At 44.4% G+C, this 12,455-nt stretch carries 8 protein-coding genes; 4 read left to right on the plus strand and 4 right to left on the minus strand.

The genetic code is table 11. The annotated features are described in order from the left end of the window. Positions 1-8: 8 nt before the first annotated feature. The 3 genes from QUA36_RS15250 to QUA36_RS15260 all read right to left on the minus strand — a co-directional run bounded on the left by QUA36_RS15250 (position 9) and on the right by QUA36_RS15260 (position 3,573). Positions 9-509, minus strand: a complete 501-nt coding sequence (locus QUA36_RS15250) for a GNAT family N-acetyltransferase (protein ID WP_333453030.1) — start codon at positions 507-509, stop codon at positions 9-11. A gap of 94 nt (positions 510-603) precedes the next feature. Next, a complete protein-coding gene (locus tag QUA36_RS15255; RefSeq protein ID WP_333458267.1) occupies positions 604-1,200 on the minus strand; it encodes a tRNA isopentenyl-2-thiomethyl-A-37 hydroxylase MiaE in 597 nt (198 codons plus the stop codon). Between the two features lie 192 nt (positions 1,201-1,392). Next, positions 1,393-3,573: a tetratricopeptide repeat protein gene (locus tag QUA36_RS15260; protein WP_333458268.1), complete on the minus strand. Its 2,181-nt coding sequence runs from the start codon at positions 3,571-3,573 to the stop codon at positions 1,393-1,395. A gap of 99 nt (positions 3,574-3,672) precedes the next feature. Between QUA36_RS15260 and QUA36_RS15265 the strand changes: the two genes are divergently transcribed. Beyond that, positions 3,673-4,341: a glycosyl hydrolase 108 family protein gene (locus QUA36_RS15265; protein WP_333373030.1), complete on the plus strand. Its 669-nt coding sequence runs from the start codon at positions 3,673-3,675 to the stop codon at positions 4,339-4,341. An 80-nt stretch (positions 4,342-4,421) separates the two neighbouring features. Here QUA36_RS15265 and QUA36_RS15270 read toward each other — a convergent pair whose 3' ends face one another. After that, positions 4,422-6,122: a S8 family serine peptidase gene (locus QUA36_RS15270; protein ID WP_333458269.1), complete on the minus strand. Its 1,701-nt coding sequence runs from the start codon at positions 6,120-6,122 to the stop codon at positions 4,422-4,424. A gap of 606 nt (positions 6,123-6,728) precedes the next feature. Here QUA36_RS15270 and QUA36_RS15275 point away from each other — a divergent pair. From QUA36_RS15275 to QUA36_RS15285, 3 genes are all read left to right on the plus strand, one after another. After that, the gene (locus QUA36_RS15275) at positions 6,729-7,859 is read left to right on the plus strand and encodes a serine/threonine-protein kinase (protein WP_333458270.1); all 1,131 of its coding nucleotides are present in this window, start codon (positions 6,729-6,731) and stop codon (positions 7,857-7,859) included. A gap of 700 nt (positions 7,860-8,559) precedes the next feature. After that, positions 8,560-12,066, plus strand: coding sequence for a PAS domain S-box protein (locus QUA36_RS15280; RefSeq protein WP_333458271.1), 3,507 nt, complete (start codon positions 8,560-8,562; stop codon positions 12,064-12,066). A 141-nt stretch (positions 12,067-12,207) separates the two neighbouring features. Further along, on the plus strand, positions 12,208-12,455 hold a 248-nt coding region (locus QUA36_RS15285; protein WP_333458272.1), incomplete at its 3' end, for a helix-turn-helix domain-containing protein.

A 12,455-nucleotide genomic window follows, 5' to 3' on the forward strand; every position in this document is an offset into this window, starting at 1 on the left:
TGTAATTTTTAGTAATTATGCTTTTTTATACCTAGAGATTTTACGTAAACCCGATCGCACCTTGGCGTCTCCACACCAGTTGTCGGTAGATATCCGCTATTTTCGTACATTTTTACAGCTTCTTTGAGAATGCTAGCAGTTTCAATCCAGATTTCCTCAAAGCCACGAGCGATAATTTTACTTTCCAATTCTTGCAGTAAAAATTTCCCCAAACCTTGTCCCCTTGCTGCTGGCAAAATATACATTTTGCGAATTTCCACAGCATTATTTCCGCGCTCAATCGGATAGTAAGCCGCCGTACCGACTATTTTATCCTGCCGTTCAACTACCCAAAATTCGCCACCTTGATTATGATAATGTAGTTCTACATCATAAACATCTCGATCTGCCCCGTGAGGTTCGCATTTTAAACCGTACTCTGCTAAAACATCCCTAATTAAATAGAACGCCTCAGCGCGATCGCGGGTTTCCCAGGAACGAATTAAAAAATCCAGATGTTTGGTTTTCATTGGTTATTGCAACGTATATTTATTTTTTGACTTGAGAAACTGTAAAATGAGTTATTTTTTGTATTTTACAATAATCTTTAAATGCACCTCAATTTTAACTGTGAATTCTCGGTTCGGGATGAATAATTGCCAGCAACTCGCTTTCTACTAATGATAATTCCTCCAACCTCTGCATCACAATATCCCGATCGAAATAAGTTGTTGCCAAAATCCAATATACACCGTAATGGCGCGCTTCCGAAGCCATCAAACTGCGATAAAACTTAGCTAATTCCGCGTCGGGACAGCGATCGCCCAGCAGCCCCAACCGTTCGTGACTGCGCGCTTCTATCAAACCAGAAACCAACAAAGAATCCAAAAGTCTCTCCGGTTCCTGCTTGCGAATTTGGGCGGACAAACCAGCACCATAGGGAGGTGCAGCCAAAGGGCCTAAAGCAATGCCGCGCTGTTCTAACCGCTGGTTGACTTGCTCGAAATGCTCTAATTCTTCGCGGGCGATCGCCGTTAGCATCCTCACCAATTTTTCCCGTGCTGGGTAGCGAAACATTAAATTTAACGCTACTCCCGCCGCTTTCCGCTCGCAGTGAGAATGGTCTAATAAGATTGTATCCAAATGGGCGATCGCCTGTTCTATCCAAGCTTCCGAAGTCGGCTGTTTTAAAAACTTAATAGTTGGAAGTGTTGAAGTCATTAGTCAGTAGTCAGTAGTCAGTAGTCAGTAGTCATTAGTCATTAGTCATTAGTCAGCAGTCATTAGTCATTAGTCAGTAGTCATCAGTCAGTAGTCATTAGTCAGTAGTCAGTAGTCATCAGTCAGTAGTCATCAGTCAGTAGTCATTAGTCATTAGTCATTAGTCATTAGTCAGTAGTCACTAGCCAGCATTTATCCTATCTTACATAATTTTTCCAAGACCGCATACATATCACTAGCAAACTTTTTCGCATTCCACAGCGGCGACAAATTGGCTGGATCTTTAGATTTCACCAACTGTGCTTTAATTGCATTTCTCAATTCACGATCTTTGCCTAATTTTACACCCACTTCCACATATTCCGACCAAGACAAAGCCACGCCAGTTTGAATTCCCAAAGTCTGCAAAAACGAATAACCCATTCTCGACAAAAATTGCTCTCCTGTGCGAGTCACCACAGGCAAATTAAACCACAAAGCCTCTAAAGTGTGAGTTCCTCCGTTGTAAGGATAAGAATCTAACAACACATCGGCCAGCAAATAGATAATTCTGTGTTCTTCCTCAGTAGCAAACCTCGGCAAAAACTTAATTCGGTGCTTGCTCACTTTCTCAGCTTCGCAAGCTTGGTGATATGCAGCCTCAAACACTGCAGCATCGCCTAAAGCTTTGTGAATCAAAATACTGTTAGGCACTTGTTTGAGAATCGCAATTTGTGCTTTTACCAACTCGCTATTGAATTTTCTGCCGGGAGCGACGCACAGGTAAACAATCTGATCCAAGCCGATCCGATGCGACCTTCTCAATGCAACCGGATCGACTCCATATCTCTGAAAACCGGACACCGCTACAAAGGAATCCGGCATCCTAATTAGCTGCTCGTCATAATATTTTTCCCTGTCTGCTGGGTGCGAGTGCCAGTCTGTAAGAAAGTAATTTTCTGGGGATATGTAAGGCGCATCAAATCCGAGCCAAGAAACACAAACTGGTGCGGGTTTTTGGTAGAGAATGTCAGCGTTAACGGGTACGCTGAGAGAATCTAAATCAACTAAAATGTCCAATTCATCTTGCTGAATTTGGTCTATAATTTCGGCAGAATTGGCAAGTCCGTTGGGGTAGGTTGTCGGAAAAGTCAGTTTGCCCAAACTTTCAAATTGCTGAGTGCGATCGTCAGGAATAATTCTTTCTGAAGCGTACAAATACACATTCGGTGTGATGTCGGACAATTCGCGAATAATGTCAGCGCTGCACCAACCTACAGAATGGCGACTGAAGTGATTGGACAAAAAGCCGATTTTTAACTTGCTGGATGGGGCAGTTGGTTTGAAACTGTAATTTGCGGGTTGAGAAAAATTAGGTTTAATACATTGGTCGATATACTTTTGGGCAATTAATCTGTAAAGTTTTGAGTTGGCCGCCAAGTCATCTCGCAAATAGGGTGTGCTGAATAACAAGTTTGCATAAAGCGATTTAATTTCCACCGGGCTAGCGGTTTCTAAGTTGTGCTGCAAGTATGACTCTAGCTCTAAAAATTGATCGATCGCAATTTGATTCAATCCCGACACTTGATAGGTGCTGACGAAGTAAATCGCGGTCATAATTGGATCGGTTTCGGCACACATTTGGCTGTATTTGTGAACGGCTTGCCGCGCGGCCGCTAAATCGCTAGTATCTCTGAGGATGTCGCACAAATGTTGGTGAGCGGCAATAAAATCGGGTTTAATTTCTAGGGCTTTTTGAAGGTTCGGTATTGCGTCTTTAAATTGACCATGGTGGCGCAAAACTCGGCCAATTTGACAGTATGCTTCGGCTAAATCGGGTTTAAATGCGATCGCCTGCTTCCATGCAGCCACCGCCTCATCTAACTTCCCTTGCTGCGCTAATTTATCTCCTAAATTTAAGTGAAAATCTACCTGAGCAAGGTGGGGATTGAGTTCGAGAGCTTTTTGCTCGTATGCTACCGCTGCTTCCTTCTGCCCCTGCTGCTTCAGTGCTCCTGCCAAATTCCAGTAAGCAGCAGCCAAATTTGGTTTAAGTTCGATCGCCTTTTCGTAATTGACAACCGCCTCCACCAAATGCCCTTGTTTGTAGAGCATACTGCCCAAATTAGCATAAGCCTCAGCAAAATCGGGATTCAGAGCGATCGCCTCGGAATAAAACCGCATCGCTTCCTCAATTTGGCCGCTTGCTTGCTGCACATTGCCCATTGTCACGTAAGCCGCCGCCCAATCCGGTTGCAATTCCAGAGCTCGGCGACAAGCAGCGACGGCTGCTGCTAAATTGCCTTGAGAGTAATAGGTTTCTGCAGCGACTGTCAGGGATGCAGCATCTTCAAATTGGGGTGTTTCGGATTGGTTGCGAAAATCGGAATTCATTTTGCGGCCTATCTGTGCTATCAAGTTAAAGGTTGAATCTATATTATTTTGCAGAGTAGCAGTTTTAGCGGAACTACGGGCGATCGTCACAGAGAATTTATGAGCGACAAGCAAGCGACACAGCGCCAACTTAACATCAAGTGGAAACCAAACCTCCTGCTGGGGATACTCTTGTTAACCTTAGCAATCCCCTTACCCTTTGCCCAAAAGACTTTCGCACAGCAGCAGCAGACAGCCAGCTTTACGCAAAAATTATTTCAAACTGCTCTTTATTTCACCCTATATTTTGAGGGCGGATTCAGCAATCACCCTGCCGATAAGGGCGGCAGAACTTATCGGGGCGTCTTGCAAACGGAATACAACGCCTACCGCTACAGTCGTGGGCTTCCGCCCCTCGACGTGACGCAGATGTCGGAAGCAGAGCTCCTAGAAATTTATAAATATTACTGGGATTCGAGCCTCTCCGGCACGATGCAGCCGGCTTTGGCGATCGTCATGTTTGACACCGCCGTTAATTTCGGTATTAATAACTCTATTACCTTTCTCCAGCAAGCATTAGGATTGCCGCAAACGGGAGTTTTTGATGCCCGCACCAAGCAAGCGCTGAAAGGGGCAAATAACAGAAATACAGCGTTGCAAATGATTAACGAACGGATTATTTACCGCTACAAACGGGTACAAGAAGATCCGACTCAGATGGCTTTTTTCCGGGGTTGGCTGAGTCGCGATTACAGTTTGTGGGGCTATGTGAGCAAGATTAAGAATTAAGCAGGGGGGATTCATTTTTCCCAAGTTGTAGTAGTGCCACGACAGGGGTTTAAACCCCTGTCTCATTTACCCGATGGATGCTATACAGTCACCCCATTCCGATTAGCTGTTGTCGTCAAAATGTATTCTACTTGAGCCGGAGTTAAAGTCGGATTAGCATTCAAAACTAAAGCCGCTACACCCGCTACGTGTGGCGTTGCAAAAGACGTGCCACTTAGGGTGTCATAGGCGCTATAGGGAGTTGTAGAATAGATTTCTACTCCAGGAGCAACTACGTACTCCAAAGGTGTGGAACCCGCACGGTTCGAGGTGTCAGCCATCCTGCCGTTTATATCAATACTGCCCACGGCAATTCCCCTGCGATCGGCATTACGAGCAGGATAATCAGGCTGGCTAAAACCCGAATTTCCCGCTGCTATCACCACAACAGAGCCTTTGTTATTTGCATACTCAATTGCGTCATTCACCAGGTTGGAAGGGTAAAACTCATTTCCAATACTGACGTTAATTACATTTGCTCCATTATCAGTAGCATACCGGATTCCAGCAGCAAGATTACTCCACTCGGCGTAGCCAAAGGTGTCTAACACTCTGACAGGCATAATCTTAGCATTGGGCGCAACTCCTGTGATACCAAAATCATTTCGTTCCGCCGCGATCGCACCTGCTATGTGAGTCCCGTGACCATTGAGATCCAGATCCATTGGGTAGTTGTCGTTATACAGAAAATCCCAACCCCGAATATCATCAATAAATCCGTTGCGATCGTCATCAATGCCATTTTCCGCAATTTCATCAGTGTTCTGCCAAATATTATTATCCAAGTCGGGATGGTAGTAGTCAACACCAGTATCGACGACAGCTACAACAATCCCATTTCCTGTAATGTTCTGCTCCCACACTTCAGGCGCATTTATCGCGTCTCGCCCCCAATTATTCTCGCCCAAATTAGGAACATCAGGGAAGAGAGTTGAGCGGTTCAGGGTGCGGCTAACTGCTGCATTTGCATTCACTAAACCGTAGCCGTAATTGCGATTAAAAGCACCGTTAGGTGTAGGAATATCAGGCAATACAGGCACAGGTGTTGCAGAAATAGTCAGGTTGTAATTGGTAGAGCCTGAGTAGCTAGAGACTTGGACATAGTATGTCCCTGGAGCCAGATTGGATAAATTAATCATATCCGGGATGGTGGCACTCTCTTGAGAATAGCCAATAGTTTCACCCAAATCAACTACACCGTTGCGGTTTCTATCTTGAATTAGGTCTACGTCAGCATCCGCCGTCAAACCGTCGAGACGCAGGCTAAAATTGCTATTAGTGTTGATATCGAATCGGTAGAAATCATCGGGATCGCCTGTCCCCACGAACTCAGTTAAGCTGATGCTACCGTTCTGAATGCCAACAACATTACGAGCTGTAAAAAGATAGTTATCTGAATCGGAGAAATTCAACTGAGAGGGATATCTCGTTCCCGTTAGGGGATCTGTGTTTGCGATCGCTGACTGTGACTGCGGTTTGAGTTCGGCATCGCTCACAGAGTGACTGAAGGCCGGGCTGGCATTAGGTACAAAAAAATTCGCAGTTTGTGTCTGTTGATCGGTGCTGGATGCTGTGAGATTAGTCAAGCTAGATTCAGCACTATAACTAGAAATATTGAATGGAGCGATCGCTCGCTTGAGCAAGTCGTTGTTAACTGAAAATGCTGATGTGGCGAGAGCATTTGGCTGTTGACTGAAAAAAAGGCGATCGGTATTGGTAGGATTCGTGTTGATGCCTGACATAAGTTAAAAAATTTGTAAATTTCCAGAAAGGTGACGTTGTTTGTAGTAAGGAGTTTAGTCCTTAATCTCCATTGAAGAAGACTCTGCGCCCTCACTACACACCTATGAAAAATGATGAAAATTCCTGAACGGATATACTGCGGCTTGGAAGTTGAGCCAGCGTTAGATCTTCCACAAACCCTAAGATAGCGTTGGAATTCCTGGCGTTGCATTGGCGATCGACCAAGTAACGCTTTCAGATGTATTTTCCCCAATTAAGCGGGGCGGTTATAAATGCTATATTTTTAAAAGCATCATAGATCTACTCCCTGATTGAAACTTTGATTTTTCAGAATAACCCAAACTTTTTATAAAGTCAATTCATAAATTTTATAACTTAAAGTCATAAAAGTCATATTTGTAAAAATATATTTCGAGAACGAGACAAGATATTAAAGTTAAGTTAAATCATATATAACACAAATATAGGGGTATTTTGTTGCCAGATTGCAACGCAATGGGTACTGGATAATTGGTGAGTGGAAAGCTATACATCATCCCTGGCAATTGGCTATTTTAGCAAAAAAGATGTGCAGAGCGTCTACAAGTAACTTAACACATGAAGCTATGACACTAGAAGAAGCCATTAATTTCTTAGAGAATTTCGTATACCAACAAACAGGAGAACACCTGAGTCGGTTGCAACAGTCTATAATTCGAGGCGTTTTAGGGGGTTTGACGTACAAAGAAATTCAGCAAAACGATCCGATCGCCCGCGGGTACACAGTGGGCTACCTAGGGCGGTATGTCGGCTACAACTTGTGGAAATATCTCACCAAGGTACTGAGACAAGCAGAAATTATTGGACAAGAAGAAAGAGTAGTCGGAGCAAATCTTTGGGACTGCATCATGAGATCTGTACAAAAAGGCACACAGCCAGCTAATTCTGTCGATCCGATATTGCAAAAGCTGCTGCGGATGCGTTACCGAATCAGAGAACATTTGGTCAGCACTGAGTACAGCGATACCTATCTGGCTGAAGATGAAAATTTGCCCGATCGACCTTTATGTCTCGTCAAGCGCCTGAAAAGCCAGTCTGAGAGAAGCAGCCACCTATTCGATCGAGAAACGCGGGTTTTATATCGATTGGGTCAACACGATCGGATACCAGAATTGTTAGCTCGCTTTGAAGAAGATGGATATTTTTATTTAGTCTATCAATTCATCGAAGGGCAACCCCTGTATCAAGAAATAATCGAAGGTCAACCCTGGGAAGAACATCAGGTTATCGCTTTGTTGAAAGATATCTTGGAAGTGCTTGTTTTTGTTCACAAACAAGATGTAATTCACCGCGACGTTCACCCTCAAAACTTAATCAGACGGACATCAGATGGCAAGATTGTATTAATTGACTTTGGAGCAGTTAAAGAAATCAACACTTCACAAAACAGCATCGGTCAAACGAAATCTCGCGGTGGGACTCAGCAAGATTATATTCCTCCCGAACAAGCCATCGGCTCGCCGAAATTTTGCAGCGACATCTATGCTGTCGGGATCATCGGGATTCAAGCCTTAACAGGAATGCGCCCGAAACAACTCAGAGTTGATAATTTAGGGAATCTCATCTGGCAGAAAAATGCAAGTGTCACCCCGGAGTTGGCTCGCGTTTTAGACCAGATGGTGCTGTACGCTTTCCCCCAGCGTTACCCGTCAGCAACCGAAGCTTTGGAAGCACTTCAAAACTTGGGAGTTAGTTGACTGTTGACTGTTGACTGTTGACTGTTGACTGTTGACTGTTGACTGTTGTCAGTTGACTGTTGTCAGTTGACTGTTGTCAGTTGACTGTTGTCATTAGTTGATGAACAAAACCGAACACGATTGTATGCGACCGTCTGTAGGGACACGGCAATGCCGTGTCCTTACCGGGTTCTGCTACTTTTAATAATTGGTATAAGATTGAGGATTGTAGTAATAGTTTTTTAGTAAAAAAATAAGCAATTTAGTGTATATTGTCAAGTCTTTTAAAGAACTGTTTAGCGTAACTTTTTTGCCGATCGCATTTCCCACACCCGCAGCACCCGGTTTACAATGCGAGTGATCTTGTTGCAGAGTGATTCATCCGCTACCATTATCCCTCGATGTACTGAGTAAAAACACTCGGTCTTGCCGATGAATCGGGCGCCAATTTCCGAAATCGAAGCGACAACGAACAAGGAACAAGAAATTTTTTTTAAATTTACACATAAAAAAATTAGTCATTTCTGTCGAATGCCTTCTACATAAGAGCATTCAACGTTTATTTGACTATCTATCTAAAGTTAGATAAAATAATTTGTATTTTATGCTTAGCAGCTTTGAGAAAATTTTAAGCAGCTTTGTATAGCGGGCAACAATATCACTAGAGTGTTTATTGTTACCTTAAATACGTAGAAACCCAATAATTAGAGGGATCGAGAAATTGGAAGTTTTTGAACGAGCACAACAACTGCAAACGCCCTCAACCCGAATGGCTGCTGTCGAGTCTTTTTCCAAAAAAGCGAGTATTGCAGTAATGGCGATCGGCTTTACAGTCATTTTGGGTTGGATATTCGATCTGCAATTCTTAAAAAGCATTCTGCCCGGACTCGTGACGATGAAAGCCAATACTGCGGTCTGCTTTATTTTGGGCGGCTTTTCTCTATTCATCCAACAGATCCGGCGCACCAAATTCACAGCAAGAAAGTATCAAAAAAATCATAAATATTTAATTTGGGGATGTTCATTTTTAATTATATTAATTAGCCTATTAACCCTAGTTCAATATAGCTTTAATTTAGACTTAGGCATCGACCAACTGCTATTTAAAGAAAGTTACACATTGACAATCACCGGAACACCAGGACGCATGGCGCCGAATACTGCGGGCGCTTTTTTATTGCTGGGAACAGCGCTGCTGCTGCTGTCAGAAAGCCGGCCTAAATACCTGCGGATTCAAATCTTAAGCAGTTCAGCATTTTTAATTGCATTTACGGGTTTGATAGGCTATTTCTACGACAAAGCTTTATTTTACCAAATTGGCCAAAATACAGGCATGGCTTTGCACACTTCGGTAGCATTTATGTTGCTGAGCTTCGGCATTTTATTTGCCAGTCCAGAACGAGGATTGATCGCAGTAATGACGAGCGATCGCGCGGGCGGCATCATGGCGAGGCGCTTGTTGCCACGGGCAATCATTATCCCGCCTTTAGTCGGTTATTTCATCCTATTGGGAGAGCGGTTACAAGCCTACACGCCGGAGGTAGGGATATCGCTGTTAAGCGTATTGAACGTGATTATTTTTACAGTTCTGATTTGGCAGAATGCAAAAAATCTCTGCACCGCAGACCGGAAGCGCTATCGAGCGGAACTGGCACTGAGGAAAGCTAAATCAGACTTAGAAACTCAAGTTGAGAAACGGACTCTCCAACTGCAAATCACCAACGAGCAATTGCAACAGCAAATTTTCGACTCTCAAACAACAAAGCAGGCGCTTCAAAAAAACTACAACCTGTTAATGGCAGTCATCAACAGTACGCCTGCAGCCCTATTTGTCAAGGATATTCAGGGCAGTTACCTAATGCTAAATGCTGCGGGAGCCAGTATAATTGGCAAGTCTGTAGACGACATTATCGGCAGAGATGACAGCGATTTATTTCCGCCGGAAATTGCGGGCAATATTAGGAAAACCGATCGCCCAATTATGGCAGCGGGAACAACGGAAGCGATCGAAGAAGACCTGCCAGTTAAAGGAAATTTGAGGACATTTCTTTCTACAAAAAGTGCTTACCGGGACGGACTAGGAAATATTAGCGGTATAGTTACCATCGCGCGGGATATTACTGAAAGCAAACAAGCCGAAATCGCCAACAGAAGTTTAGCAGCAATTCTGGAAGCAACGCCGGATTTTGTAGGTATCGCCGACCTAGAAGGACGCGCCGTTTACATCAACAAAGCAGGCAGAAAAATGGTGGGTATAGACGAAAACGAAGATATATCCAAGCGACAAGTTGCAGAATTCACGCCAGCGTCAGCCCGCAGCAATTTGAATCAAGCGATCGCCACCGCTGTTTCCGAGGGCTTTTGGAGTGGAGAAACAACCTTCGTGTCAGGATCGGGACTCGAAATTCCCGTCAGCCAAGTCCTCATCTCCCACTCCGCACCTGACGACAAACTCACATACATTTCGACGATCGCCCGCGACATGAGCGATCGCAAACAAGCTGAACAGGCGCTGCAACTGTCTCAAGCTCGTTTCGCCGGGATTGTAGAAATTGCCGACGATGCGATTATTTCTGTCGATGCCAACCAAAAAATTATCCTGTTCAACCAAGGTGCAGAACGGATTTTTGGCTGGACGGCTGCTGAGACGATCGGGCAATCCCTGAGCCTGCTGTTGCCCGAAGCTTTTGCTACGCATCATAGTCTCCTCGTCAGCAATTTCGGCGGCGGCGTTAAACAAGCCCGAAAAATGGGCAACCGCAAAGAAATTTTCGCCCGCCGCCGAGACGGTACGGAATTTCCCGCCGAAGCTTCTATTTCCAAACTCGAAGTGGCAGGCGAAATCATATTCACAGCAATTTTGCGCGACGTGACAGCCAGCCGACAAGCCGAAGAATTTGTGCGTGTGAGCGAGGAAAGATACCGATCGCTGGCAAGGGCCACCGCGCAACTGGTATGGATGACAGACGCCCAGGGAAAGCCGATCGCACCGATCGACTGGATGGCATATACAGGTCAAAGTTTGGAGGAAGCTACAGATAATTGGGTTTCGGCAATTCACCCAGACGATCGACCGATCACGGCGCAAGCTTGGATGCGGGCAGTAGAAGCCAAAAGTCTCTACGAAGTCGAGCACCGTTTGCGGGCTGCAGACGGTAGCTACAGACACTTCTGGGTGCGCGGAGTTCCAGTTTTAGCAGCAGACGGCTGCATTCGCGAATGGGTGGGAACTCACACGGATATTAGCGATCGAGTACAAGTTTTGGAAGCACTCAAGCAGTCAGAGGGACAGTATCGATCGCAAGCAGCCGAACTCGAAAAAGCTGTCCGCGAGTTGCACCAAGCTCAAACTCAACTCATCCAAACCGAAAAAATCTCTTCTCTCGGGCAGCTAGTCGCCGGCGTCGCCCACGAAATTAACAATCCCATTAACTTCATCTACGGCAACATCACCCACGCCAGCCAATACGCCACAGACTTGCTCGGTTTGCTCCATCTTTACCAGGAAAAATACCCAAATCCCGTCCCGGAAATTTTAGAAGCAGCCGAAGATATTGAAGTTGATTACTTAATGGAAGACTTTACGAAGATTTTGGAATCAATGAAAGTAGGAGCCGATCGCATCCGCGACTTAGTTGTATCCTTACGCAACTTTTCCAGACTGGATGAATCGCAGATGAAGCGAGTAGACATTCACGAAGGAATCGAAAGCACTTTGCTAATTTTGCAGCACCGGATCAAAGCTAATGTACTTCGTCCTGCTATTGAGATTATCAAAGAATACGGCAATTTTCCAAAAGTCGAGTGCTATGTAGGTCAGCTCAATCAAGTATTTATGAATCTTTTAGGAAATGCGATCGACGCCCTCGAAGAGTACAACAGCACTCATTCTTCAAACGATATATATTCTCACCACAACCGAATTCGGATTAGCACCAGTGCGAATTCAGACACAGTAACAATTCGCATTGCCGACAACGGGATGGGAATCAATCAAGAACTTATTGGCAAGTTGTTCGATCCATTTTTTACTACTAAACCCGTTGGCAAAGGCACAGGCTTGGGACTGTCAATCAGCTATCAGATTATAGTTGAAAAACACCGAGGCAAATTGCAGTGTATTTCCACGCCTGGGGAAGGTGCAGAGTTTGTCATCGAGATTCCCATTTGCCAGGAAGTATCAGCGCTGGCTACCGAAAACACAAAGGAAATGGTCATTAGTCATTAGTCATTAGACTGTTGACTGTTGACTGTTGACTGTTGACTGTTGACTGTTGACTGTTGGCAGTTGGCAGTTAATATAGCAATCCTAAATCATTATCAAGACTATGATATAATTATATGCAATACTTGCTTGTGACAATAAAAAATGAATAACTTACAACTGCAACAAAAAGATAGAGAAAAAGAAATAGCCCAATTAGAATCTTTCATTAAAAGCGATATCGATGCCAGAGAACTCAAACGAGCAATAGCTGTAAGGATGGCGCTCTCAGGTAATATCTACCATGAAATCAGCAAAATATTAGGTGTAAGTAAATTTTTTATTGGTTATTGGAAAAAGCAATTTAAAACCAAAGGCATCGCCGGAATCAAACTAGGACATAAAGGGTCAAA

Origin of the sequence: Microcoleus sp. Pol10D4, assembly GCF_036701555.1 — a bacterium.
Lineage (GTDB): Bacteria > Cyanobacteriota > Cyanobacteriia > Cyanobacteriales > Microcoleaceae > Microcoleus.